Origin of the sequence: Streptococcus pneumoniae (assembly GCA_040719455.1) — a bacterium.
Lineage (GTDB): Bacteria > Bacillota > Bacilli > Lactobacillales > Streptococcaceae > Streptococcus > Streptococcus pneumoniae_G.
Genome location: JBFDTN010000001.1, coordinates 1,573,977 through 1,599,010 on the forward strand (window position 1 = coordinate 1,573,977; position 25,034 = coordinate 1,599,010).

Sequence of the window (25,034 nt, forward strand, 5' to 3'; positions counted from 1 at the left end):
ATCTTGTGTTAAAATTAGAAAAATTATATTTCAAACACAAGATATTGATTTGTTATTTTAGTTTATAGAGAGTAAAATGATCCAGCTCCAAATTCTCTTCTTGGTAGGATTCTTTTAATTCTTTTTGAACATCTGCTAACAAAGGAAGGTCACGATGGACAAGGATATAAACTGGATGATTTTGCGTGATTGCTTGAGCTAAAATCAAGCGATTCTCCGCTGTATCTCCGTAAAGGCTCGGAGTTAGCAGGGCACTTGCTGACAAATGACCACTTTCCTGATACAAATGCGCTGTCTTGTCCCACGCATAGATGCGATCCCCACTTTTGGCTTCTGCTTTAATATAAGCCGCAGCTTGTGCACGTTCTTTTCCCTCACTGACTAGAAAAGCATAGTGATTGGCAATAGGATAAACGATCAAGTAGAGGAGAGCAAGGACTGGTAACAAGAGATTTTTCTTAAAATAAGCTCCAAAAACAGAATGGGTTTGCTCCGCACGGCTGCTATGTCGTCCGCGCTTGGCATAACCCTCTTTCCCCAGCCAAATGGCAATGAGCACCATCAAAAACGGAAGAACAGGTAAGAGATGATAGGCTCCATCTTCTGGCAAGAAGAGCGAAAAGAGAAGAACAGCCACCACTGCAAGACTAGAAAAAATCTGCAAAACAATTTCTAGCTCTTTTTTTGCGCCCGACAGAGAGCCCACAATCGCTGTAAAAACTCCAAGCCCCATTCCCAAACCAAGGTAGAGAGGAGCATGGTTAAGCACATGACTACCCACACTCAAACTCTCCAAAGGATAGGTAATCTGACTAATGGCAAGACCGAATGTGCCATTTAAAACGGTGATATAACCCAAAGGATAAAAGACAATCGAAAAGCCTAAAATGCTTGCCAACCATTGATAAAGACCATGTGCGAATTTCTTGCTCCAGATATTGTAGACCATCAGAACAAGAAAGGCTAAGGTCGCAAACATGAGAGCAGTAAGAGGATCTAGTAAAAAGAGAGCAGCAAGTAAGGCTCCAAAACCTACAAAACTCTTATCTTCGGCTTCTCCTGCAACATAACGTAAGATAAAATAAATGCCTGCAAATACGACAGGAAAAGCAAATAAACTTGCATAAAATCCGCCCAAACCTAAACCCAAAGCCAGTAGATAAAACAGATGTAAAACTTGTTTTGCCAAGTTCTCCTTATGCATGAGCTGGTAGGCAATCTGAAACAGAAAACGTCCTGCAAACCACAAACAGATAAACTGCACCACTGCCATGACAATCGGTCCAAAAGCAAGATTTGACAGCCAATTTAGTAAATAATAGAGCAAGCCACTCGTGCCATAGATCTGCCCATACATGACGTCTCCTTGCGCCATAGCCCATCCTGCATAGAGATTTTGCGACTGAAGATTGGTCGCAAGCGAACTCAAAAATGGATTGGCAACACTAAAAACACTAAGTAAACCACTCCACAAAAGAGGAAGGGAAAAGGGCGGAGTTACTGGCTCCTTGAATTTAGGCGCTTCGTGCTTCTCCATCTCCATGCCTTCTAGCAGCTTTTCTCTATCGATTTTCTTATCGTACATACAGGACTCCTTGATTTATTCTTTTCTAGTATATCAAAATCACGCCTATCTGTCAGCTTGTTTCCGAAACTCTCTATCTAACTCTAGTAACAAGGCATAACGCTCCACCTCATAAAAGGAGTGAAACACCTGCTCCTCATACCTTTTCAAAAATTCCTGCTCTTCCTTGGTCATGGCAAATTCTCCTTTTCTAAACTATTCGAAAAAGAAAGAAAAAAACTGCTGTTCCTAGCAGAAACAGCAGTCAAATAATATCCTATTACAACATCGGTGCAAATAATTGCACAATATCTTTTATCAAGCGTTGGTACCAGCTGGTATGAATCGTGTGGGGATAGATTTCTTGCGATACTGCAAAAATTGCTGCAAAATCTGCTTTTAAATCCTCCATGGCAGGACTTTGATACATAAGCACTGCATTTTCATAATGATGCACCAAGCTACGATAATCAAAGTTAATCGTCCCCACCACTGCAAATTCGTCATCTGCTACCACATGCTTACTATGGATAAAGCCAGGCGTGTATTCAAAAATTCGCACACCCGCCTCTAAAAGATCAGGATAGGCCCCTCGTGTAACCAGCTGAATCAAGCGCTTATCAGGAATGTAGGGCGTTACAATCCGCACATCTACTCCTCTCATAGCAGCATTTTTAATATCCTCTGTCAAGTCATAGTCAATAATCCAATACGGGCTCGTAATATAGACATAATCCGTTGCCTGACTGATAATATTTTGATAGACTTTCTTGCCGACCTGCCCTTTATACATGGGCTTTGGTCCGCTCCCATAGGGAATATAAAGCCCTTGGTTTTCCACCGCTTGATTGTCCAGATGGTATTGGTCAAAGTCCGTGATTTCCCCACGGTTGACATACCAGTTGTTGAGAAAGAGACGGGTCATCGCCTTGACCGCTCGACCATCCAAGCGCACACCGCCATCTTTCCAATGCCCAAAGCGCTCGATATGGTTGATGTATTCGTCCGCTAGATTGACTCCACCTGTATAGGCAATCTGCCCATCAATGACTAAAATCTTGCGGTGATCACGGTTATTATAAGCCACGGTCATTCGTGGAATCACCTTGTTAAACTTATGGGCATTAATCCCCATGCTGCGTAATTGCTTGGGATAATCCCCTGCCAAGGTCGCCATACAGCCAATATCGTCGTAGAGCATCTTGATTTCCACGCCTTGAGCAGCCTTTTCCTTGAGAATCTCCAGGATGCTATCCCACATCACGCCCTCATCAACGATATAATATTCCAAAAAGATGAATTTCTCTGCGCGCCGTAAATCCTCTAAGATAGATTCAAACATCTCCTCGCCCAAAGCAAAATACTTGGCAGAAGTCCCGTCATAAACATCTGCATTAGGATCCATAGAAAGTAGCGACTTGATAATTCCATAGGCAGATTTATTTTCCTGCTTGAGCTCTTCTCGTAAATGCTTACTATTGTCCTCACGAAATTTCATCTGATTGAGATTATGGAGCTGCTTGAGCTCAGTCTTTGACAAACGCCTTTCTCCAAACATGAGGTACAAAAGAGGTCCAATAACAGGCGTAAAGGAAACTAATAACCAGGTTACCTTGCTTTCCGGCGTCATGGAACGATTGACAATAGATAAAACGGTCGCTGCACTGAGCAGAATCACTAAAATAATCCACAACAGCGGAGTCAGTCTTCCCAAAAGAAAGAATAGCCAAAAAATCAGAGCCAATTCTGCTAGCATAATGATAATACTAAAACCATATTTAGACATCAGTAGTCGAACTTTTCGAAAATTCATTGCTTCCTCCTTCTCGCTCATCTTATCGTTTAAAGTCATTTCGTTTTGATTTAGTACGGTGTAATAAGTCGCAGGCAGAACCTAGGTTAGACAAGAGAGTGGGACAAAAGTATCCAACCTTGTTACATTTTATAGTTCTAACAGTTTGGCGCAGTAGTTGTCTGATTTGTAGAATGTTGATAAATCAACATTCTACAAATCTAGTCAACCTTGCGGGGGGTGGGAGTAAAATAAAGAAGTGAGGCAAATCGATTTCTGTCCCACTCTCCTATTTCCAACCTCCAATAGTCTAGGAGACTGTTGGAGCAAGACGAGTTAACGACGTAATAAACGAACACTAAATGACTATATCTCACTACACATCGCTATATCCTCTAGTATAACGAGGTCATTTTCAGAATGCAAGCCTATTTTTGAAAATCATTTTATTTTCAGGTATAAAAAGAGGGAGTTTTCATCATCACGTTCCCCCTCTTCTCCTTATCCAGATTATTGCTTGGTTAAGACAATAGTATCTTTATCAAAGTCTTGATCCAATTCCTCAATCGTTAACTGATTACCATTGACAAGGTAGCGCTCTACGTCATCTCCAATGATGATTTGTTGATTCGCTGCATCTAATCTCACTTGCTTGATTTCTTGCTCACCGTCACGCTCAACCTTGGTCCACGTTCCTGTCTCCCCAGTCATCACCAAAGTAATCTCATCTCCCTCGTCCATTCCTTTATAGGTACCGTCAATACTAGATGGTTGAGCAGTTGCTTGGCTAGATGAGCTAGCAGCTGATGACTCACTGTTTACCATAGAGCTTGATATAGCCATTGAACTAGATGTAGAAGTCATCTCTGAGGAGCTCGCACTCGCTTGATTAGTTTGAGCTGGCTGATTGGCTTGATTTGAGCAAGCTGCTAAAACCACCATTCCTGCTAAAGATAGAAGTGTTGCAATCGTTTGTTTTTTCATGTTCATATAAAAATCCTTTCATCAATTAGGAGACTAAGCCCCTATCTTTATTATACCTATCTCACTTTCCTACCGTCAATCTTTTTGCTTAAAATAGTAAAAAAGACCTAACTTCTGAGATAAAATGAAGTGAACCTAGGATAAACAATACCTGCTGTTCATCCCTAGTCCTGCGAAATTCCTCTATGAACGCAGAATAAGACGGCACAAACGGCAATTTTTCCACATCCTCTGCTTGAAGCGCTCCATCTTCTGCAAAGGTTGTGACAGAAAGGGAGGCTTTAGGAAATGTTTTCTGTAAATAATCTATCATGGGTCTGTACTCTTTGCGTCGAAGAGCACCAAACAACAAGGTTACCTGTTCCTGTGGATAAGTCGAAATAACTTGTGCCACGCGCTCCAAAGCTGCCACATTGTGGGCACCATCCAGATAGATATTAGTTTCAAAGTACTCTAGGCGCCCTGCCCAGCGAGTCTCCCTCAAAGCTGATTGAACTTTTTCCACATGTATTGGGAGGGAATGTGACTCCATAAACGTTAAAAAAACTGCTAGAGCCAGAGCCGCATTTTCTTCTTGATGAGTCCCCCTCAAGCCCAAAGCAGGAATCGAAATTCTTTGATTCTCAGCCGAGAATATCCCATCAATCAACTGAAAATCTCTTCCATATATCTGTAAATCTGTGGATAAATCTTGTGCGACCTGTTGACAGACGGCTAAAGCCTCACTTGGCAAAGGACCTATCAAGGCTTGCTTGCCTGCCTTAAAAATCCCTGCCTTCTGCCGTGCAATTTCTTCCACAGAATTTCCCAAGGTTTCCTGATGGTCTAATCCAACTGAGGTAATCAACGCCAGCTCTCCTGTAACAATGTTGGTCGTATCAAGCAGCCCGCCAATACCCACTTCTAAAAGCACCACATCCACCTGCTGCTCTTTGAAATAAAGAAGCGCCATCAAGGTCAGAATTTCAAAAAAAGAGAGGCAATCCTGACTTTGCTGCAAAATCACCTCCATCTCCTCTACACGCCGCGCTAGACGAATAAAATCCTCATCTGAAATCGGCTCACCATCAATGCAGATTCGATCATGAATGCTCACCATATGAGGCGAGGTAAACGTTCCTACTTTCTGACCATGGGCGGTTAATAAAGACTGTAAAAAGGCGATTGTAGAACCCTTGCCGTTCGTTCCAGTCACATGGATAATCGGATAGGCTTCATCTGGCTCATCCAGCAACAAACGGGCTTGCTGAACTCTCTCCAAGCCTTTTCGAAAATTTAAACCCACACGGCTGTATAACCATTCTTCTATTTCTTGCATAAATTTCCTTTCAAAAAAAAGAGCGGGATAGTCTCTTTTAAGTGACACTAACGACCGCTCCTTTCTATCATCTGCTACTTGGTTAGCCGACAAAGTCTGTCGAACTCACCGAACTGCCCTTTCCTATTTTCCAGAAAATGGGCTACTCGCTCTTGCTTATTTTCAGGAGCGAGGCTAAAAACGTCCCCTGGATTGAATATTCCCTGTCCTTGTAAGTTTCTGGGTACAGGGGCTAAAAACGTCCCCCGGACATTCCTGTCCTTGTAAGTTTCTAGGGACAGGGCTAAAATAGCCCACTGGATTGAATATTCCCTGTCCTTGTAAGTTTCTGGGTACAGGGGTTAAAAACGTCCCCCGGACATTCCTGTCCTTTTAAGTTTCTAGGGACAGGGCTAGAAACATCCACTGGATGTTTTTACTCCTCCATAAAGCTGTTAAAGACTTCTTCAATCATATTCCACTCATCTTCTGAGTCTTCTGGGATTGGTTGAAGTTCACCTTCTGTGCCGTCTTCGTTTTCAACGAAAGAATAAGCTTGAATTTCTACTTCACCATTTTCGTCTTCTTCTGCATTTGCTGGGATGAGAAGAACATAGTTCTTACCAAATTCTTCCTTACCATCAATCGTCAAAAGGATTTCAAACAAGGTTTCATTGCCTTGCTCATCTACCAATGTAATCAATTCACGTTCTTCGTGATTATGGTCATGATTGTGATCGTGTGCCATAGTGTCTCCTTCTATCTTTAAAAATTTCTATCTAAATAATTTTGTAAAATCAGCTGGGCAGCTAATTTGTCAATGACTTTTTTGCGCTTGTTGCGGCTGACATCTGCCTGCTCAATCAACATACGCTCGGCAGCTACTGTGGTCAAACGCTCATCTTGATACTCCACTGGCAGATCAAACAACTCTGTCAATTTTTCTCCATAAACCTGACTGGCTTCCACGCGCGGACCGCTCGTATTGTTCATATTTTTAGGTAAGCCTACCACAAAGCGATCAACCCGATACTCTTTGACAAGCTCACTGATGCGCTCAAAGCCAAATTCACCCTGCTCTTCGTCAATCGAGATGATTTCCAAACCTTGGGCTGTAAAGCCAAGCGGATCACTGATTGCCACGCCAACTGTTTTAGAGCCGACATCCAGTCCCATAATTCTCATTATAGATCGATCCCTTGCCCTTTCAGATAGTAGCGCACCAATTCTTCTACAATTTCATCGCGCTCATACTTCCGAATTTGATTTCGTGCATTATTATAGCGAGGAACGTAGGCAGGATCGCCACTAAGTACGTATCCCACGATTTGATTAATCGGATTGTAGCCTTTATCATTCAAAGAAGTATATACATCTGTTAAGGTTTCACTAATCTCTTTCTTATTTGAATCATCAAGATTAAACCGTACTGTTTCGTCTGTAAATCCCACAATTACACCCTCTTTCATTAGAATATCTCTATTATAGCATATTCACAGCACTTTCACAAACCAAAGGGCACGCTTTCTCAGACTTTTCCACAGTCAAAAGCCACAAAGCAAACGCTTGGTTCTTTCTTATTCCCCTAAGTCTTTCTTCGCTTTTTGCAACTGCTCTCTAACTGAAGCAAATCCTGTCCCTCCATACGAAGTTCGTTTTTCCACAGCCACTGCCGCATCAAGCACTTCATAGACATCCTCCTCAATTAGGGGCGAAATAGCTTGATAGGTCACTAAGGGCACATCCTGCAAATAATGACCTGATTTGATACAATCAAGCACTAGCTTTCCGACAATTTCATGGGCCTTACGAAATGGAATTCCCTTTTTCGCCAGATAATCTGCTAATTCAGTCGCATTTGAAAAATCTTGCTGGGTCGCTGCTTTCATCTTCTCACCATGAACCGTCATCGAATCAAGCATCCCTGCCATCACAGCAAGGCAGGTTTTCACAGTTTTAACCGTATCAAATACGCCTTCCTTATCCTCTTGTAAATCCTTATTATACGCCAATGGGAGGGATTTCAACACTGTCAACAAACCAACTAAATTCCCATACACACGCCCTGTTTTGCCACGAATCAACTCTGCCATATCTGGATTTTTCTTCTGAGGCATGATAGATGATCCTGTGCTAAAGCTATCTGAAAGACTCACAAAACCGTATTCATGGCTACACCAATGAATGATTTCCTCACAAAAGCGGGATAAGTGCATCATCAAGATACTGCTATTGGATAAAAATTCCAAGACAAAATCCCGATCACTCACCGCATCTAAAGAATTGGCATAATTCTCTCGAAAACCAAGAGTGCTTGCTGTCTCCATACGATCAATCGGAAAAGTCGTACCCGCCAAAGCCGCAGACCCCAACGGAGACATATCCGTATGCTCCAAATTCCACGAAAAGCGCTCCTTATCTCGCTTCAACATCTGATAATACGCCAGCAAATGATGGGCAAAACTAATAGGCTGCGCATGCTGCAAGTGCGTGTAACCTGGCATAATCGTCTTCATGTGCTGATCAGCTAACTTTACCAAAACTTCTTGCAAAGCAGTAATCTTCTCTAACACCTGCTCGATTTGATCCTTGAGATAAAGATGGAGGTCTGTTGCCACTTGATCATTTCTCGAGCGCGCTGTATGGAGTTTTCCCGCCACAGGACCAATCGCTGCTGCCAAGAAACTCTCGATATTCATGTGAATATCTTCATTGACAAGCGAAAACGCCAACTCTCCCTTTTGACATTTATCAAGGAGGACTTCTAAGCCTTTTTGAATGGCTTGACTCTCTTCTTTCGCTATAATCCCTGTCCTACCAAGCATCTTGACATGAGCGAGACTTCCCTTGATGTCATAAGGCGCAAGCTGGTAATCAAATGGAATACTTGCCCCAAATTCTTCCACCCAGCTTTCTAAAGAAGCCTCAAATCGACCGCCCCATAATTTTTCTTGTTTCATCTCTTAATTTCCCTTATTTGTCGCATTTTGAACTTCTGCATGCACCTTGGTTGGTAATCCCCAGAGCTTGATAAAGCCAACTGCCGCATCTTGATCAAACGTATCTGCACTAGTATAAGTCGCTAGATTTTCATCGTATAAAGAATAAGGAGATTTCCGTGCAATGACCTTCGCTGTCCCTTTATAGAGTTTGACCTTAGCGACCCCTGTCACGTATTTTTGGGTAGATTTGATATAAGCAATCAAGGCCTCTGTCGCAGGATTGAACCACAGAGCATTGTAAATCAAATTGGACAACTCCTGCTCAATGATTGGTTTAAAATGAGCCACCTCACGAACGAGGGTCAAATCCTCCATCTCTTTATGAGCAGCAAGAAGCGTGACAGCTGCCGGACACTCATAGATTTCTCTTGATTTAATACCCACCAAACGATTTTCCACATGGTCAATCCGACCCACACCATGCTGACCTGCAATAGTATTTAGCTGGTGAATCAAATCTGCTAATTTTAATGGCTCGCCGTTTAAAGCAACAGGTACTCCTGATTGGAATTCTATTTCGACATATTCTGGCGTATCAGGAGCTTGCTCAGGCGCGGTTGTAATTCCGTACGCTTCCTCTGGTGCTTCATTCCATGGATTTTCCAAAACACCGCACTCATTGGCTCGTCCCCAGAGATTTTGGTCCACCGAATAAGGATTGTCCAAATCCGCTGGAATCGGCACATCATTTGCTTTAGCATATTCGATTTCTTCTTCCCGTGACCATTTCCATTCCCGCACAGGAGCAAGGACTGTGAGATTCGGATCAAGCGCTGCAATAGCCACCTCAAACCGCACTTGATCATTCCCTTTTCCTGTACAGCCATGAGCGATATAACTAGCCCCTGCTTGATGTGCCATCTCGACTAATTTCTTAGCAATCAAGGGACGGCTAAGAGCGGACACTAAGGGATATTTTTGCTCATACATAGCATGAGCTTGCAAGGCTACAAGGACATAGTCTTCTGCAAACTCATCCTCTACATCGATGACATGCGATTCGACGGCTCCCACTTTCAAGGCCTTATCATGAATAAAATCAAGGTCTTTTCCCTCGCCAACGTTCAAGCAAACTGCAATGACATCATAATCTTTCTTCAACCAAGTAATCGCAACGGAAGTATCCAAGCCACCTGAATACGCCAACACCAATTTTTCTTTTGTCATATCCCTACTCCTATCCTGTATTTTTTAAACATTATAAAGCATAAAAAAACATAAGTCAAGGATTTTTGGTAAAATATGCAAAAAAAGAAATTTTTCTGCATATTTTAGTTGTTTAGTTTTGATTTAGTACGAGACAACGAGTCGCAGGCAGAACTGGGATTAACTGGAGATTATTTCATAATCCTTATTTCCCACCTTCAACAGTCCACTGGACTGTTGAAGTAAAACGAGGTAACGACGTAATAAATTGAAACTAAATGACTATATTGCTGTTTTTAATCAAAAAAGCCTATGACAGATAGTCACAGACTTGCTATTCATCTTTAGTTAGGCGAAACGCTCGCTCCACCGGCTACTTGGTTGGTGATGTAATCAGCTGGCGGAATCTTAATAAATTCCTTCAAATTCAAACCTTTAAGCAATTCTAGCTGGCTTGCTTTGTCAATATCTAAGGTTTTGAAATCCAGCTTATTGACTCGTTTTAGCTGATTTTCATTGATAATCTCAATAGTTGCCGTAAATCCTGGTAAGTCTTTTGCCTTTGTAAAAGCCTCATCTTTGCTGAGTGACTCATCAAGCAACTTTTGAGTCTCAGGAATCCCAATCTCTGCAATAGCCTTTTTAATATCATCATTAGCTGGCGTGATTTGCTCAATCACCAATTCTAAGAATTGATTGTCCTTATAAGTCACAACCTGCTTTTGCTCTACTCCTTCAGCAGTTTTGGGGAAGGTGAGTGTTTTGGTAATCACGGTATTTTTTTCTGCATTTTCAAATACAGGTAAGGTCGTACTAAGAGGATCCTTCTTTGTTCCCTCTTTGGCAGCTTCTTTTTTTTGCCCACATCCTGTCAAGACAAGAGCGACAAGTCCGAGTAATACAATTGTTTTCTTCATATCTATGACACCTTTCTTACCACTCATTTTACCACATTTCTCCAGTTTTTTGGAATATTTTAGCGCAAAATGTCAAAAAATGGCTGTGAACTTTCATCTGAAAAGAACACAACCAATCCTCTATTATAAAGCTGCTCGAAGACGAGCCTCTGCATTTTCAACATTACGCACCGCACGCGGTAAAAAGGCACGGATATCATCTTCCTTATAGCCGACTTGCAGACGTTTGTCATCGACTAAAATCGGACTTTTCAAAATACGAGGGGTTTCCATAATCAAGTCAATCGCCTCGTTCACACTCAAATCCTCAATATCAACACCAAGGCTCTTTGCATAACGGTTTTTCGAAGAAACAATACTTGCCACACCATTTTCTGTCTTGATGAGGATATCTAGTAATTCTTCTTTGGTAATTCCTTCTTTTCCGAGGTTTTGTTCTTTATAGGTCAACTGATGGGCATTGAGCCAAGTCTTTGCTTTCTTACAGCTAGTGCAACTTGAGACAGTATAAATTGTAATCATGTAAGTACTCCTTTCGCTACACGCTAACAACACTATACTACAATTATACCACAAATCCTATCCGTCTTGCGACCTATTTTTCAATTTATTTACGATTTTCGGCTATTTTTTGACTATTTCTTGTGGTAATCGTGGAATTTTTTACTAGATATTGTGTTTTTAGGATAATTCTAGCATATATCTATTTGTAAAAAGAGCTAGCTTGACAGCTAACTCATTCTTTTTAGTCTTCAATTTCAATCGCGTCATCCAATTCAAGGGTGATTTCTTCGGTATCTTCTACCTCTTCGACTTCTACTTTTTCCTTGTCTTTTTTGCTCGCTTTTTTAGATTTTGTATCTGTTTCTCCTGCTTCTGAAGCATTTTCAGCTGGCTGTTCTGCTCCTGTTGGCATGCCGTAGTGTTCACGGACTAGGCGGTCAATTTCCTCAAAGACTTCTGGGTGTTCTACCAAGTATTTCTTAGCATTTTCAGAACCTTGACCAATCTTATCATCCTTGTAGGAATACCAAGCCCCTGATTTCTTGATGATATCCAAGTCTGTGGCAATCTTGATCAGCTCACCAGTTCGTGAAATACCTTCTCCATACATGATTTCGACCAAGGCTTCTTTAAACGGTGGAGCAATCTTGTTTTTCACGACCTTAATCTTGGTTTCTTTTCCGACATTGACATCTTTTTCGTCACCCGAACCTTTGATTTGGGTATTTCCACGAACATCTAGGCGGACAGACGCGTAGAATTTAAGGGCACGTCCACCAGGAGTCGTTTCTGGATTTCCAAACATAACGCCTACTTTTTCACGCAATTGATTGATGAAAATGGCAATCGTTTTGGTTTTATTGATAGAGGCAGACAGTTTACGCATGGCTTGGCTCATCATCCGTGCCTGCAAACCAACATGGTTATCCCCAATATCCCCATCAATCTCAGAACGTGGCACCAAGGCTGCGACCGAGTCGATAACCACCAAGTCAATAGCCCCTGAATCAATCAACTTCCCAGCGATTTCTAGTCCCTGCTCTCCTGAATCGGGCTGCGAAAGGAGCAATTCGTCAATATTGACACCAAGAGCTTGAGCATAGGCTGGATCAAGCGCATGCTCGGCATCAATAAAGGCTGCAATCCCACCTTCTTTTTGCGCTTGGGCAACAGCGTGAAGGGCAACGGTTGTCTTACCAGAAGACTCTGGTCCATAAATCTCGATAATACGACCTTTAGGATACCCCCCAGCTCCAAGAGCAATATCGAGAGCCAAACTTCCTGAGCTCATGACTTGTACTTTTTGCTCTGCACGTTCGCCAAGACGCATAATCGCGCCCTTTCCAAAGTCTTTTTCAATGTTTTTTAGAGCATCGTCCAAGGCTTTTTTTCGTTCATCACCAAATTTTTTGGTGATTTCTTCTAATTTTTTCTGTTTTTTTGCCATGATTGGTCTCCTTTTTCTTGCATAACTCTTCTATTATACCAAATCATTGGTATTTAATAAAGTTTTCCGTACGAGGTTTAGGGCATGTAAGACAGCGATATAACGAGTATCTTGCCGACTTCTTCCTGCGATTGTCACTAAAGTAGCCAGACTCTCTCGCTCGGTAGAAAGACCGATAAACACAGTCCCCGCAGGATGTCCTTCTAGACTATCTGGACCTGCAACACCTGTCAAACTCACTCCGATATCACTATCCGTTAGCCGTCTAGCCTGCTCTGCCATTTTTTCAGCTGTAAAGGCAGACACAACGCCATGAGTCTCCAAGTCTTTTTTAGGAATCCCTAGCATCTTGCTCTTTTCTTCCAAACTATAAGTGACAAAGCCACCCTTGAAAATCTGCGAAATGCCAGCTTGGTCTGCCAGACTAGCTTGGAGCAGCCCTGCTGTCAAACTTTCTGCAGCTGTAATGGTCAGATTTCTCTCTTTCAACAAAGCAACTGTCTCTTGTAAGAGAGAATTTTCCTCTCCATAGCCGTAGAGACAAGCAGCTACTTCGTCGTAAGCAAGGATTTTATCCTCTAGTTTATCAAGTTTTTCTTGAGCAAGTGCCTGCGTTTTTGCTTTCGTCGATAAACGCAAGGTTACCTCGCCCACCTTGGCATAAGGAGCCAATGTCGGATCTGTCTGCTGGTCAATCAAGTCTGCTAAAATCGTCACTAAGCGACTTTCTCCAATGCCAAAGAAACGAAGGATGCGCGAATACAGCTCCTCTCCTTGATCCAGCAAGGGTAAGAGTTCCTTAATCACCATAGACTTAAGCTCACTCGGCGGACCAGGTAAGACCACATAGGTCACACCATCTGTTTGAAGAAGTCCTCCTACTGCAAGACCTGTGTGATTTTGTAGCGGGGTGCTGCCTGAGAGAATCTGGGCTTGTCGCTCATTATTTGGCGTTCGAGCTTTAGAAGGTCTGTCTGCAAAAAAAGCGTCCAGTTTTTCCATAGCTTTTGGATCAAACACCAAGTCACATCCTAAAAACTTAGCCAAGGTTTGCTTGGTCAAATCATCCTCAGTCGGTCCTAAACCTCCTGTCAGAATCACCAAGTCACTCCTACTTTTAGCAATCGCTAACACAGACAGGAGCCGCTCTTCATTGTCTCCGACCGCTGTTTGAAAATAAACATCAACCCCAATCCCTGCTAGTTTTTCAGATAAAAATTGGGCATTGGTATTAACGATTTGCCCTGTTAAGATTTCTGTGCCAACCGCAATGATTTCTGCCTTCATAAAACCTCCTACCTGCTTATTCGTAAAAATTGAAAATTATATTATTTCCTTTTGATTTAATACGAAGCAACGAGCCACAAGCATAACTAGAGTTAGCAAGGCAAGTTAGCAACGTAATAAATGAACACTAAACGACTATATAAATCAATGATCTACTCAAACTTTCTTAGCTCATAATCCAACATGGTTACGATTTCCCCACGTAAATTCTTTGCCCCCTCACGGCGTCTAGCCAGAGTCATGCCTAACTTTTTCATCACTTTCTCACTGGCACTATTTCGAGAATCACAGGAAGCAGTTAAGACTTTTAAATCGGCAATTTGCCAGAATAACTCCTTCAAAGCCAGGGCAGCTTCGATGGCATAACCTTTATGGTGATAGTTTGCATGTAAGGTATAGCCAATGGTCGCTGACTCTTCTTCCTCATTCAAATAGAGGACAATATTGCCAATCATTCGTTGCTGTTCTTTTAGCTCTATTGCGTAACGACCAAGAGGACTTGCCATATTGTACATGACGAGGCCTTCCAAACTTTCCTGCTTGTCTTTATGCGCATGGTAATTATACTTCAAAAGCTCATCGTCAGATGTGAACGCATGATAGTCCTCCAAGTCTGCTACTGTCATTGGGCGCAGTAGCAAGCGCTCGGTTTCAATATGGGTGTGCTGAGCAAAAGCGACCAAGGGTTTTACAGTTATTTCATTCATCAATATCTCCTTTACAAAAGCACTCTACTTCATGGTCATTGACAAGCCCTGCTGCCTGCATGTAAGAGTACACACAAACAGGTCCGACAAAGGAAAACCCTCGTTTTTTCAAGTCTTTAGAAATTGTCTCAGACAACACTGTCTTGTTAGGGACATCTTTATAGTCCTTTAAAGGATTGTCAATCGGTGTAAAGTCCACCCAAGACCAGAGATAAGCAGCAAAAGTGCCGTATTCTTTTTGCACTCTTCGAAAGGCAGCAGCATTCTGCCGTGTTGCAAAAATCTTAGCCTTATGGCGGATAATGGCTGGATTGTCAAGGAGCTTTTCTAGCTCATGATCTGACATTTGGGCGACTTTTTCCACATCGTAGTTGTAAAAGGCTTCTCGGAAAGCAACTCGTTTATGGAGCACGGTCTCCCAAGACAGACCAGCTTGGTAACTTTCCAAGCAAAGGAGTTCAAACAACACCTGATCATCTTTAACAGGTCGTCCCCATTCCTCATCGTGATAAGCGACATACAAGGGATTGTTTTCCTTGACCCAACCGCATCGTTTCATCTAGCTCACCTACTTTACAAGCATTTTAAGGGCTGATTTGATGTAGTTTTCAGCCGTATCGGTCGTTCCTTCAAAGAATTTCTTAATCTTCTTGAGTTCTGTTGCCTTATAGCCCAGTGCGAGCATCGCTTCCATGGCTTCTTCCAAGGCTTGATTATCATCCTTTTGAGGAGTTGGACTTTTCTCGCTTTGTCCGGCTACGCTTGAAACCTTACCTTCCAAATCCAGCACCATCTGCTGAGCAGTTTTCTTACCAATCTTTGGAAATTTGGTCAGATAAGTGATATTTTTCTCATCAATCGCACGCACCAATCCCTCATTATCATCAGCTGCAATAATGGCAAGAGCTGATGTCGGACCAATCCCTGAAACGGAAATAAGACTGAGAAATAGACTTTTTTCGTCTTCTGACAAAAAGCCGTACAAGGTCTCTGCATCTTCTCGTACTACTTGATGAACATAGACTTGGATGTTTTCTTGAAGCTTATCTGAATAAGCATAGGGATTTGCGACATTGAGCAGATAGCCAATGCCATTCACCTCTACGACAATATATTTCGCTGTAATCTTTGTGATAATTCCTTTAAAATATTCGTACATGTTTCCTTACTTTCTATGTAATTTCGCTGCTTTTACAATCAAACCAAGACTGACTGCGACAATAACCATAAAGCTGATATGTAAGCCAATCGAACCTGTCACAGCAGTCAAAGACACCATCATACCGGCTAGGATATTTCCCAAAGGCTGCGCCAAAGACATAAATCCCGAGTAGGAACCAAGCTTGTCCTCGTCCATCATCTCGATCCGCAACAGTTGACTGGCTGGAACCTGCAACATCTCGCCTATCGTGTAAACCACTGCTGCAAAGGCAATTCCAAGCAAGGTCTGAAACTGCATGGCCAGAAAAATCCCTGTCGCAAAGATCAGAAACCCAATCACATACTGGGGCAATACAGGCATTTTCTTGGTCCATTTGCCCACACGGGTCATGAGAAAGACCACCATAAAGGTATTGATAAAGACCGATAAACTCAGCATTTTAGGACCTGTAATCGTGACACCAAACAACTTCGTTACTTGAAAATCCTGAGTATAATGGATGGGTAGCCACGTGTCAATCTGCAACCAAATGCAGGCTGATCCTACACAGCCCGCCACATAGAGGAGAAAGACCTTATCTTTCAAGATTCCACCGTAGTTTTGAAAGAGATCAAAAACCCCTGTACCGTGTGTAAAGTCCACATCTGCTGGTCTTGTTTCTTCAAAGTTTTTCCACATGTAGAAAAAAATGAAAAGATAGAGCAGAGTCATAGCAAGGAGCAACTCGAAAAAGTGACTTTCGTAAAAGAGACCAGCTAAGGCAGAACCCAACATAATGGCAATATTGATTAACCAATAGCTAATCGTATAAACAAACTGCCGATTGCTCTCATCTGTCAAATCAATCAACATGGCTTCATAGGCAGGCTGCGAAAAGTTGTGCATAGCTCCTACCAAAAGAAATCCAACATAAGTGAAGACTGGCAAGGTATGATGAGGGATATTTGCCAAAAGAACCACAACAAAGCCTAGACAAACACCTAAATTTCCAAGGTCAGCCACCTTTTTTCGCCCCATAGAGTCTGCCATGTGTCCGCCGTACAGGGTTGACACGAAGTTGACAAGCTGGGTGACAATCAGCAAAATTCCGGTCCAGAAATTCCCAAAATAATGGGAATAATAAAGTGCCATAAAAGGGAAAATGGTATTTCCCAACATGGCGGATAAAAATTTGAACCCCTCACGGATTTGAATCTGTTTGGGCAGGGCAAAAAACTCTTTCATAACCATCTCCTTAATGGCTTAATACTTGCCTAACTCCCGAAGACTCGTATGATTTTCCTGAATCCGTCGGAACATTTTCTCCATATCTGACTTAGTAAACTGGACCAAGACCGGACGACCATGCGGGCAATTATAAGGATTATCACACTGAGACAGCTGATAAATCAAATCACGCGCAGAATGGTCATCCAGAGAATGATTTGCCTTAATCGAACGTTTACAACTCATCATAATCGCTAGCTCAGCCCGATATTTCTTAATGGACACTTCCTTGGTCAAAAGAAGCATGTCGCACATCTCATAGACGCCTGTCTCAATCTCTTCTTCCTTAAACCAGATAGGATGCTCTCGAAGGATAAATTGATTTTCTCCGTAACGCTCTAAGAAAATCCCGACTTCTTCTAAAAGGGGCAAGCGCTCTTCTAAGCGAATCATGTCATCAGCTGGAAATTCGAATAAATAAGGCACTAATAATTGCTGCTGACTACTGTCAACATCACCAATCTTTTCACGATAGTATTCATACTTGACCCGTTCCTGAGCCGCATGCTGGTCAATGATATAAAGCCCTTCCTTGCCTTGAGCAAAGAGATAAGTCCCATGCATCTGCCCAAAAAATTCCAATTCTGGGAAGGTTGAGGTCTCTTCATGACTCAGCTTAACAACTGCTTTTTCAATGCTAGCTTGGTCTAGCTCTGGATGATCCAGTTGACCATAATCAGATGTTTTTCGCTCGGCAAACTTAATGGAAACAGGTCTGTCAACTTCCTTGTCAGCATTGTCAATCTGCTTGTCAGACTTGTCAACTTCTTTTAAACCAAGCGGTTCTTCTGCTACTTCTGGTTGCGTAAAAAAGTCCGAGCGTTCCTTATCATAGTAGAGTCGATTTTCTTTTAATGGAAGAGTTGTCTGCTCTGGCTTTTCCAGTCGTTTAATAGTTGATTTTGCGAGATTTTCTAAGGCATCTGGAATCAAATCCTGCTCTTTTAAACTCGCTGCAATGGCACTTGAAATCAAGCCCATCAGTTCCTTTTCTTTGGAAATCCTGACCTCTTGCTTAGTCGGATGGACATTGACATCGGCTAGATAAGGGTCAATCTGGATGTTGACAACCGCAAGCGGAAAACGCCCAACCATGAGCTTGCTGCCATACCCATCTAAAATCGCTCGATTGAGCAAGAAATTCTTGATATAACGACCATTGATGAGAAGAGTGATGTAGTTGCGATTGGCTCTTGTCAGCTCTGGAAGACTGACAAATCCATTCACTTCAAAATCCAAATCCGAAGCTTCAATCTCAACCATTTTCTTGGCTGTCGCAAGTCCATAAATCCCAGCAATAGCTTGCTTGAGATTACCTGTTCCTGCGGTTCGCATGAGCTCACGCCCATCATGAATAAGAGTAAAAGCCACTTCTGGATGCGCTAAGCTCAAACGATTCATCACATCGACAATATGAGACAGCTCTGCCTGCTGACTCTTGATATATTTAAGACGAGCTGGAGTGTTAAAAAAGAGGTCTTCGACCGTGATCTTTGTTCCGACAGGACTGGTAGCTAGCTCACAAGACTCCACCTGCCCCCCACGAGCAATCAACTTTGTGCCATGACTTCCAGCCTCAGTCGCAGTGACAATCGTCAGCATACTGACAGAAGCAATCGAAGGGAGAGCCTCGCCACGAAAACCAAGAGTCCGAATCCGAAACAAATCCGCTTGATTTTTTATTTTACTCGTTGCATGGCGACGAAGAGCAAGCTCGACTTGGTTATGGTCAATCCCTTCCCCGTTATCTGTAATTTGGATTTTTTTCAGTCCTGCTTCTTCAATCTCCACTGTAATCTGCCGACTTCCAGCATCAATAGAGTTTTCCACCAACTCCTTGACTACACTGGCAGGTCGCTCAATCACCTCACCAGCCGCAATCTGATTAGCAAGGACTTCTGGTAATTCGATAATAGTTGCCATAGTTTTTATTTTCACCCTTTCTAAAGGTTGATAGAATAGCCTTTTGATAAATCTATCTCTTTCATTTTCCTAATTTGTCCACCTTTTTGTGAACTAAAGTGAATTGATAGCTTTCTCAAGATATGAAACAGACTCTTTTTCTTTGTCTTTGGATAGATGAGAATTTCTCCATTTCTCTAATGGCTCTATTATATCACAAAATAAAGGTCCAGAAAAAACTGGACCATTTAGTCTTTAGTCTTGATAAAATGAAATATCGCAAGTAACATCAAGATAATCGTCAAGGCTGTCCCTAAACCAAGAGGCATTGTGAACCCTACTTTTAAAATAGCATATATGCCAAAGCCAAAGAGAACAAAACCTAGCACTGCATGAACCAGATAAGCACGACGAAGCACTGTTAACCGACCATTTTTTTCTGCTAAATAGTTTCCTAAATACTGAAAGTAAACATAAGAAAGATAGTAGGCTTGAAAGAGAAAGGCACTTTTTTCTAACTGGAGCTCACCTGATTGCCACTCCGCATAGACGCCAATAGGCATAAGCACCGCAACCAGCACCATAAATATCGTTCCTAAAAATAACCAAATCTTTTTCACACTTTTCTCCTTTTTTTACCCGGCGAATTGTCAAATTAAGTGCACATTTATCCCATAAAAAATTTCATAAGGTGTTTTCCAGTTTAGACATTTTCGTGGTCTGTTGTTTAATTTATCTTCCCATTCCTGAATGATCAAGTGTTCTACCTCTGTTAAGTCACTTCCTTTTGGAAAATACTCTCGCAATAAGCCATTTGTATTCTCGTTTGTTCCTCGTTGCCAAGGAGCATGAGGATCAGGAAAATAGACTTCGACATTTAGTTTCTCGGTGAGTTCAGGATGTCCTGAGAATTCCTTACCTCTATCAGGAGTCACTGTTTCTTTTGGTAGGGACTCTAACATATTTACCATGGCTTCTATAACCAATTTACTTTTCTTGACAGCTACTTTCTGAATTTTGAGGAAGCGGGAATGCCTATCAGTGAGTGTTACTAGGCAAGCTTTTCCAGTCTTTCCAGCAACAGTATAGGCTTCCCAATCACCTATTCTCGAGCGTTCATTAGCTGCTGTTGGCCTCTCATGAATGGTATGAGAAATAGGAATTTTTCCTCGCTTTTCCACATGGGATTGTGTATGGCGTGTTTTACCATGGTGACGAAGTTTGCGAACAACCCCACGAGCACCATGTGAAAGAGGCGTGTCGTCAAAGTGACCGCGATAGATAGCTCTATAAATGGTTTGATAACTAATGACGGGTCTTTCTCGTTCTAAACGTAATCGCCCCTCAATTTCTTCTGGCGACCATTGACACTCAAGAAAAAGATGCTTGACGGTCTGACTGAGTTCAGTGTCTATTTCTAATTTCCTTTTTCGCCCACAATGCGATTTAGCGAGATGATAAGCTGTTTGTGCCCTACTAGGCGAATAGTTGCCTTGTTTTGAATGACGTTTTAATTCACGACTAATACTTGAGGGGTGCCGATGTAATAGTCGTGCTATTTGAGAAAAGGTCATCCCTTTAGTACGATAAATCAGAATACTTTCTCGTTCATCTATGGTAAAATGATGGTAGCTCATAAGATTTCCTTTCGTAAGATGTTTGTTCAGTTTTATTTTACTAGAAAAAATCTTATGAGTTTTTATTGTGCACTTATATTGTAAATTCAAGCCTATAAAAATCAAACTCTGACTAAGCAACGAAACCACAGATAAAACTGAAGTTCAGCAAGGGAAATTAACAACGTCAGATTTTAGTTTTTGACGAGTCTGAGTAATCATCATACAATCGCACCCACATCAGCACCAAGACTAAGCCATAGAACAGACGAAATTCAGTCCTGCTCTCCCATAGAATCGCAAGTCCTAAAACCAGAGACAGGAAAGTGCCAGCAAATCTCTTGACGGCAGTAATTCATCTTCTTTGACAAAATCAAGAAATGCTCCTATGACCGTCACTTCTGAAAAATGGCTGCTATCTACCAACTCTGGAGTGAATGCTTTTTCGACCAATACCTTTACAGTCCATAAAGACATGGCTTTCCTCTTTTTTCCTTTTATATACATTTAGTATAGCACTTCCCCAGCTATTCTACAAGGAAAACCAGATAAACACTAAAAACAACCAAATGTGAAAAAGCTCTTGTATTTCACATCCAAAAAGAGTTTAATAAAGAAGAAAGAAGGCTACTATGAACATCCAAATCCACATCGACCCCCATCTTTCTCAAGAAGAAGTTCACATTTCCATTCGGGAGCTAAATAAGGAATGGGAAGACATTCTCAATCTTATCCACAAGATGAAGACCCCAAAACTCACTGCCCATAGGGGAAAGGAAATTCATTTTTTAGATATCAAGGATATTTTCCACATTGTCACGGAAAATAAAGTCGTTCTCGCAAAGACAGAAAATCAAACCTATCAGCTGGAACAGCCGCTTTATCAGCTAATTGACCTACTTCCCAAGACTTTCTTGCAAATCTCCCAGTCAGAAATCATCAATAGCGAGAAAATTCGCTCGCTGGAATTTACCAAAAATGGATTAGTGAAGATTTTTCTGACCAATGGCACCTATACTTTTTCATCTCGTCGCTACCTCAAATCTATCAAGGAGGCTTTAAACTTATGACCAAGCAAAAACTTTTCCATGATGCCCTTGTCGGTATTTTTATCGGACTTATTCTCTCGATTTTCTTTTCACTAGGAAACAGCGAATTCTACTATCCTCTTAGTCCCTTTTCTCAAATCGGAGCCTTTTTCATGATCCATCAGATTCACCCAGCCTTGGTGCTCCTTTACTCCATGGCTTGTTGGGCTTTGATTGGTATTCTCTTTAGCTTTAGCAGTCGTATTTTTGAGAAAAACTGGAGTCTGCTTAAGATGTCCTTAACCCACTACGGCATCACCCTGCTAGGATTTTTCCCTATCGCTACACTAGCAGGCTGGTTTACTATTCGAGGAAAGGATATTATCGGGCTTATTCTCATCTTTACACTGATTTATATCCTGATTTGGTGCACGTCTTATTTTATCGAATACCGCAAGGTAAAGGCTATCAACCAGCAGCTCAAAGAACGACAAGAAAAAGACAGCAAGTAATACTCTTTAAAAATCAAAATTAGCATTTTTGTTACTTTCTTAAATAGTGCGGACGCAAGCAACCTCCTTCGGAGTTTCATTGCTAAATTTTGAGCCAAAAGTCTCAAAATTTCCGTTATTCGCAACAGCGAAAGTAACCCTATATTCATCAAAAGTCACATCTTGTTTGAAATAGTCGCAAAACTGCTATTTTTAAAATTCAATGAGTATAATCATCAAAAAGACCTCTGGCTAGGTAAAACCTAGACCAAAGGTCTTTTTCATTTATTGTTGTTTTAACGCTTGCTGCAAGCTCTCAACGGCTCTCACCACATCAAGCGGTGTCATGTTATAGATGTCTAAGTTGCGTAGTTTTTCGGTCACTTCATCTGGTAATTGTGGCTCTTCAAACAAATTCATCTGTTCATTGATTTCTATGGAAGTAGGAAGCGTTTCTTTTTTCTCCTGACCTTCCAAATGACTGAGGATCTGATCCGCCCGCTCAAGCAAATCTTCTGGCATGCCTGCAATCTTTGCCACATGAATTCCGTAAGATTTGTCAGCTGGTCCCTGCTCAATCTTATGAAGAAAGGTGACTTGACCATCTTTTTCCAAGGTGGCAACGTGAACATTTTCCAAGTGTGAAAGAGTTTCTGACAAGTCTGTCAATTCATGATAGTGAGTCGCAAAGAGAGTCTTAGCCCCTGTGCGATCATGAATGTATTCGATAATGGCTTGCGCCAAAGCCATTCCGTCATAGGTAGCCGTACCACGCCCCAACTCGTCAAAAAGGATGAGAGAATGCTCCGTCGCATGGCGAATAGCATGATTAGCCTCCATCATCTCCACCATAAATGTTGATTGCCCACTGACTAGATCATCTGCCGCACCGATACGGGTGAAAATCGCATCAAAGATCGGCAAGACCGCGCGCTCAGCTGGCACATAAGAGCCAATCTGTGCCATGACCGCAATCATAGCCAACTGCCGCATGTAAGTGGACTTCCCGCTCATGTTTGGCCCTGTAATCAGCTGAATATTGGTCTCCTCACTCATCGATAGGCTATTAGGGATGTAACTCTGGGCTCCCATGACCTTCTCGACCACCGCATGTCGTCCTTTTTCGATGGTAATCGCAGATTTCTCGGTAAACTCAGGTCGTACCAAATGCTGCTTTTCTGCGACTGATGCAAAACTTTGCAAGACATCAATCGTCGCCAAGGTCTGAGCCAATTTTTGCAAGCGTCCGATATATTTGCCAACCTCTGTGCGAATCCGCATAAAAATCTCATATTCCAAATTGGACGATTTCTCGCGCGCTTCTAGCATCTCGCCCTCAATCCGAGCCAGCTCTTCTGTCCCATAGCGCTCTGAATTTTTCAGTGTCGCCTTGCGGAAGAAATGCGCTGGAACATTTGCCAACTGTGAATTGGTCACATGGAAATAGTAACCGTCTTTTTTGTTGTAATCCACCTTCAGATTAGCAATACCACTCGCCTCTCGTTCACGGGCCTCCAACTCAGCAATCCAGCTCGTCCCATCACGAAGCGCCACACGGTACTTATCTAGCAACTCATCAAATCCAGTCTGGATGATATTGCCATCTGTGATACTATTTTGAGCCTCAGGGGAAATAGCAGAGCTGATTAAGCTAGCCAACTCTGGAATGGCGTCTAGGCGTTCAATCAAGAGGGCAAGAATCGGATTTCCAAGCCCTTCTAAAATGGACTTAATCTGAGGAACATTCTCCAAGGTAGCCGCCAACTGCAAGAGGTCTTTAGGACTGGTCTTACCAAAAGAAACCCGACTCGCCAAGCGTTCAATGTCATAAACCCCTTTCAAGCTATCTGCCAAGTCACTCCGCTCAAAGAAATTCTCCAAAAAGACTTGCACCACATCTTGTCGATGCGTAATTCTCTCCTCATCAATCAAAGGATTTTGAATCCAAGTCCGCAAAAGCCGTGTTCCCATAGCTGTCTTCGTCTCATCTAATAGCCAATAAAGACTCCCGTGTTTCTTACCTGTCCGTGCATTTTCTGTCAAATCAAGACTACTCTTTGTCGCAAAATCCATTTGTAGAAAATCACGAATCTCATAATGATGAATCTTCTTCAAATGACTCAGCTCACGCATCTGCGTCCGATGAACGTACTCCAACAATTTCCCAGCCGTCTGATGCTCAAGCGGCGTCAAACGGTCTCCTAGCAAGCGAGCATCGTCTAACACCACATCGACCTGCGATAAAAGCAGATTCATCTGCTGAGATAAAATAACTCTTTCTGTTTCTTCCAACTCATAGCCTAGCACAATCTCCTTGGCACGGAGATTGCGAATCTCGCCACAGACCATGGAAAAGTCCGTCAGCGTCGTCACTTGAAATTCCCCTGTCGCTACATCCATGTAGGACAAGCCGTACTGACTACCTTCCTTATCCAAGGCCACCAAAAAGTTATTTTGACTGTCTGGCTTACTAGAATCCACCACTGTCCCTGGGGTGATGACCTGTACAACCTCACGTTTCACCACACCGACCGCCTTTTGCGGATCTTCAACCTGCTCAGCAATGGCAACCTTATAGCCTGCCTCTACCAAGCTATCAATGTATTGCTGAGCTGAGTGATAGGGTACCCCCGCCATCGGGATCGGATTTTCCGCATTCCGATTTCGACTGGTCAGAGAAATCTCTAAAATCTGGGCTGCATTAACCGCATCCTCATAGAATAATTCATAAAAATCTCCCATTCGAAAGAGGAGAAATGCATCTGGATAATCCTTTTTAATCCCCAAATACTGTTGCATTCCTGGTGAAATCTTTTCTGTCGCCATTCTCATCCTTTCTTTTATGGTTGTTTAGTTTTGATTTAGTACGAGATAACAAGATGTAGGCAGAAGTTAGAACCTATATTCATCAGCGAAGTCTTC

25 protein-coding genes are annotated in these 25,034 nt (G+C 42.2%); 2 read left to right on the top strand and 23 right to left on the bottom strand.

Annotated features, from left to right (window positions below):
- Positions 1-52: 52 nt before the first annotated feature.
- From AB1I63_07570 to AB1I63_07675, 22 genes are all read right to left on the bottom strand, one after another.
- Entirely contained in the window at positions 53-1,585 is a 1,533-nt protein-coding gene (locus AB1I63_07570) for a heme transporter CcmD (protein ID MEW4354729.1), read from the bottom strand.
- 45 nt (positions 1,586-1,630) lie between these two features.
- A complete protein-coding gene (locus AB1I63_07575) occupies positions 1,631-1,759 on the bottom strand; it encodes a hypothetical protein (GenBank protein MEW4354730.1) in 129 nt (42 codons plus the stop codon).
- An 85-nt stretch (positions 1,760-1,844) separates the two neighbouring features.
- Positions 1,845-3,377 carry a cardiolipin synthase gene (cls, locus tag AB1I63_07580; GenBank protein MEW4354731.1) on the bottom strand — a complete coding sequence of 511 codons (1,533 nt, stop codon included), beginning with the start codon at positions 3,375-3,377 and terminating at the stop codon, positions 1,845-1,847.
- A 489-nt stretch (positions 3,378-3,866) separates the two neighbouring features.
- Entirely contained in the window at positions 3,867-4,346 is a 480-nt protein-coding gene (locus AB1I63_07585) for an SP_0198 family lipoprotein (GenBank protein ID MEW4354732.1), read from the bottom strand.
- A gap of 82 nt (positions 4,347-4,428) precedes the next feature.
- The gene (locus AB1I63_07590; GenBank protein MEW4354733.1) at positions 4,429-5,658 is read right to left on the bottom strand and encodes a folylpolyglutamate synthase/dihydrofolate synthase family protein; all 1,230 of its coding nucleotides are present in this window, start codon (positions 5,656-5,658) and stop codon (positions 4,429-4,431) included.
- Between the two features lie 415 nt (positions 5,659-6,073).
- On the bottom strand, positions 6,074-6,385 hold the full coding sequence (locus AB1I63_07595) for a DUF1292 domain-containing protein (GenBank protein ID MEW4354734.1): 312 nt from the start codon (positions 6,383-6,385) through the stop codon (positions 6,074-6,076).
- A gap of 17 nt (positions 6,386-6,402) precedes the next feature.
- Complete coding sequence (gene ruvX / locus AB1I63_07600; GenBank protein MEW4354735.1) at positions 6,403-6,822, bottom strand: Holliday junction resolvase RuvX; 420 nt, start codon at positions 6,820-6,822, stop codon at positions 6,403-6,405.
- On the bottom strand, positions 6,822-7,088 hold the full coding sequence (locus AB1I63_07605; GenBank protein ID MEW4354736.1) for an IreB family regulatory phosphoprotein: 267 nt from the start codon (positions 7,086-7,088) through the stop codon (positions 6,822-6,824). The genes ruvX and AB1I63_07605 overlap by 1 nt, the downstream gene beginning before the upstream one ends.
- A 126-nt stretch (positions 7,089-7,214) precedes the next feature.
- Positions 7,215-8,597, bottom strand: a complete 1,383-nt coding sequence (gene argH, locus AB1I63_07610) for an argininosuccinate lyase (protein MEW4354737.1) — start codon at positions 8,595-8,597, stop codon at positions 7,215-7,217.
- Positions 8,598-8,600: 3 nt separating this feature from the next.
- Entirely contained in the window at positions 8,601-9,806 is a 1,206-nt protein-coding gene (locus tag AB1I63_07615; GenBank protein MEW4354738.1) for an argininosuccinate synthase, read from the bottom strand.
- 323 nt (positions 9,807-10,129) lie between these two features.
- Positions 10,130-10,702, bottom strand: coding sequence for an SP0191 family lipoprotein (locus AB1I63_07620; protein ID MEW4354739.1), 573 nt, complete (start codon positions 10,700-10,702; stop codon positions 10,130-10,132).
- Positions 10,703-10,825: 123 nt separating this feature from the next.
- Positions 10,826-11,224 (bottom strand): transcriptional regulator Spx, encoded by a 399-nt coding sequence (gene spx, locus AB1I63_07625; GenBank protein MEW4354740.1) that lies wholly within the window; start codon positions 11,222-11,224, stop codon positions 10,826-10,828.
- A 223-nt stretch (positions 11,225-11,447) separates the two neighbouring features.
- A complete protein-coding gene (gene recA, locus AB1I63_07630; protein ID MEW4354741.1) occupies positions 11,448-12,653 on the bottom strand; it encodes a recombinase RecA in 1,206 nt (401 codons plus the stop codon).
- A 33-nt stretch (positions 12,654-12,686) separates the two neighbouring features.
- Positions 12,687-13,940, bottom strand: coding sequence for a competence/damage-inducible protein A (locus tag AB1I63_07635; GenBank protein MEW4354742.1), 1,254 nt, complete (start codon positions 13,938-13,940; stop codon positions 12,687-12,689).
- A 152-nt stretch (positions 13,941-14,092) separates the two neighbouring features.
- The gene (locus AB1I63_07640) at positions 14,093-14,647 is read right to left on the bottom strand and encodes a GNAT family N-acetyltransferase (protein ID MEW4354743.1); all 555 of its coding nucleotides are present in this window, start codon (positions 14,645-14,647) and stop codon (positions 14,093-14,095) included.
- The gene (locus AB1I63_07645; protein ID MEW4354744.1) at positions 14,640-15,206 is read right to left on the bottom strand and encodes a DNA-3-methyladenine glycosylase I; all 567 of its coding nucleotides are present in this window, start codon (positions 15,204-15,206) and stop codon (positions 14,640-14,642) included. The genes AB1I63_07640 and AB1I63_07645 overlap by 8 nt, the downstream gene beginning before the upstream one ends.
- Before the next feature lie 9 nt (positions 15,207-15,215).
- On the bottom strand, positions 15,216-15,806 hold the full coding sequence (ruvA, locus tag AB1I63_07650; protein ID MEW4354745.1) for a Holliday junction branch migration protein RuvA: 591 nt from the start codon (positions 15,804-15,806) through the stop codon (positions 15,216-15,218).
- Between the two features lie 6 nt (positions 15,807-15,812).
- A complete protein-coding gene (locus tag AB1I63_07655) occupies positions 15,813-17,033 on the bottom strand; it encodes an MFS transporter (protein MEW4354746.1) in 1,221 nt (406 codons plus the stop codon).
- A gap of 18 nt (positions 17,034-17,051) precedes the next feature.
- Entirely contained in the window at positions 17,052-18,998 is a 1,947-nt protein-coding gene (gene mutL, locus AB1I63_07660) for a DNA mismatch repair endonuclease MutL (protein ID MEW4354747.1), read from the bottom strand.
- Between the two features lie 227 nt (positions 18,999-19,225).
- Positions 19,226-19,597, bottom strand: a complete 372-nt coding sequence (locus tag AB1I63_07665; GenBank protein MEW4354748.1) for a hypothetical protein — start codon at positions 19,595-19,597, stop codon at positions 19,226-19,228.
- 30 nt (positions 19,598-19,627) lie between these two features.
- Entirely contained in the window at positions 19,628-20,614 is a 987-nt protein-coding gene (locus tag AB1I63_07670; GenBank protein ID MEW4354749.1) for an IS30 family transposase, read from the bottom strand.
- A gap of 285 nt (positions 20,615-20,899) precedes the next feature.
- Positions 20,900-21,070, bottom strand: coding sequence for a hypothetical protein (locus AB1I63_07675; GenBank protein ID MEW4354750.1), 171 nt, complete (start codon positions 21,068-21,070; stop codon positions 20,900-20,902).
- Positions 21,071-21,225: 155 nt separating this feature from the next.
- Here AB1I63_07675 and AB1I63_07680 point away from each other — a divergent pair, with 155 nt between their 5' ends.
- Both AB1I63_07680 and AB1I63_07685 read left to right on the top strand, forming a co-directional pair.
- Positions 21,226-21,663, top strand: coding sequence for a LytTR family DNA-binding domain-containing protein (locus tag AB1I63_07680; protein ID MEW4354751.1), 438 nt, complete (start codon positions 21,226-21,228; stop codon positions 21,661-21,663).
- Positions 21,660-22,133 carry a DUF3021 domain-containing protein gene (locus AB1I63_07685; protein MEW4354752.1) on the top strand — a complete coding sequence of 158 codons (474 nt, stop codon included), beginning with the start codon at positions 21,660-21,662 and terminating at the stop codon, positions 22,131-22,133. The genes AB1I63_07680 and AB1I63_07685 overlap by 4 nt, the downstream gene beginning before the upstream one ends.
- A gap of 264 nt (positions 22,134-22,397) precedes the next feature.
- Here AB1I63_07685 and mutS read toward each other — a convergent pair whose 3' ends face one another.
- A complete protein-coding gene (gene mutS, locus AB1I63_07690) occupies positions 22,398-24,938 on the bottom strand; it encodes a DNA mismatch repair protein MutS (GenBank protein MEW4354753.1) in 2,541 nt (846 codons plus the stop codon).
- Positions 24,939-25,034 lie beyond the last annotated feature (96 nt).

What these genes read in the sequence shown, in the direction of transcription:
- AB1I63_07570 (MEW4354729.1), bottom strand. Translation starts at nt 1,585, where the DNA reads ATGTACGATAAGAAAATCGATAGAGAAAAGCTGCTAGAAGGCATGGAG.
- AB1I63_07575 (MEW4354730.1), bottom strand. Translation starts at nt 1,759, where the DNA reads ATGACCAAGGAAGAGCAGGAATTTTTGAAAAGGTATGAGGAGCAGGTG.
- cls (MEW4354731.1), bottom strand. Translation starts at nt 3,377, where the DNA reads ATGAATTTTCGAAAAGTTCGACTACTGATGTCTAAATATGGTTTTAGT.
- AB1I63_07585 (MEW4354732.1), bottom strand. Translation starts at nt 4,346, where the DNA reads ATGAACATGAAAAAACAAACGATTGCAACACTTCTATCTTTAGCAGGA.
- AB1I63_07590 (MEW4354733.1), bottom strand. Translation starts at nt 5,658, where the DNA reads ATGCAAGAAATAGAAGAATGGTTATACAGCCGTGTGGGTTTAAATTTT.
- AB1I63_07595 (MEW4354734.1), bottom strand. Translation starts at nt 6,385, where the DNA reads ATGGCACACGATCACAATCATGACCATAATCACGAAGAACGTGAATTG.
- ruvX (MEW4354735.1), bottom strand. Translation starts at nt 6,822, where the DNA reads ATGAGAATTATGGGACTGGATGTCGGCTCTAAAACAGTTGGCGTGGCA.
- argH (MEW4354737.1), bottom strand. Translation starts at nt 8,597, where the DNA reads ATGAAACAAGAAAAATTATGGGGCGGTCGATTTGAGGCTTCTTTAGAA.
- AB1I63_07615 (MEW4354738.1), bottom strand. Translation starts at nt 9,806, where the DNA reads ATGACAAAAGAAAAATTGGTGTTGGCGTATTCAGGTGGCTTGGATACT.
- AB1I63_07620 (MEW4354739.1), bottom strand. Translation starts at nt 10,702, where the DNA reads ATGAAGAAAACAATTGTATTACTCGGACTTGTCGCTCTTGTCTTGACA.
- spx (MEW4354740.1), bottom strand. Translation starts at nt 11,224, where the DNA reads ATGATTACAATTTATACTGTCTCAAGTTGCACTAGCTGTAAGAAAGCA.
- recA (MEW4354741.1), bottom strand. Translation starts at nt 12,653, where the DNA reads ATGGCAAAAAAACAGAAAAAATTAGAAGAAATCACCAAAAAATTTGGT.
- AB1I63_07635 (MEW4354742.1), bottom strand. Translation starts at nt 13,940, where the DNA reads ATGAAGGCAGAAATCATTGCGGTTGGCACAGAAATCTTAACAGGGCAA.
- AB1I63_07640 (MEW4354743.1), bottom strand. Translation starts at nt 14,647, where the DNA reads ATGAATGAAATAACTGTAAAACCCTTGGTCGCTTTTGCTCAGCACACC.
- AB1I63_07645 (MEW4354744.1), bottom strand. Translation starts at nt 15,206, where the DNA reads ATGAAACGATGCGGTTGGGTCAAGGAAAACAATCCCTTGTATGTCGCT.
- ruvA (MEW4354745.1), bottom strand. Translation starts at nt 15,806, where the DNA reads ATGTACGAATATTTTAAAGGAATTATCACAAAGATTACAGCGAAATAT.
- AB1I63_07655 (MEW4354746.1), bottom strand. Translation starts at nt 17,033, where the DNA reads ATGAAAGAGTTTTTTGCCCTGCCCAAACAGATTCAAATCCGTGAGGGG.
- mutL (MEW4354747.1), bottom strand. Translation starts at nt 18,998, where the DNA reads ATGGCAACTATTATCGAATTACCAGAAGTCCTTGCTAATCAGATTGCG.
- AB1I63_07670 (MEW4354749.1), bottom strand. Translation starts at nt 20,614, where the DNA reads ATGAGCTACCATCATTTTACCATAGATGAACGAGAAAGTATTCTGATT.
- AB1I63_07675 (MEW4354750.1), bottom strand. Translation starts at nt 21,070, where the DNA reads ATGTCTTTATGGACTGTAAAGGTATTGGTCGAAAAAGCATTCACTCCA.
- AB1I63_07680 (MEW4354751.1), top strand. Translation starts at nt 21,226, where the DNA reads ATGAACATCCAAATCCACATCGACCCCCATCTTTCTCAAGAAGAAGTT.
- AB1I63_07685 (MEW4354752.1), top strand. Translation starts at nt 21,660, where the DNA reads ATGACCAAGCAAAAACTTTTCCATGATGCCCTTGTCGGTATTTTTATC.
- mutS (MEW4354753.1), bottom strand. Translation starts at nt 24,938, where the DNA reads ATGGCGACAGAAAAGATTTCACCAGGAATGCAACAGTATTTGGGGATT.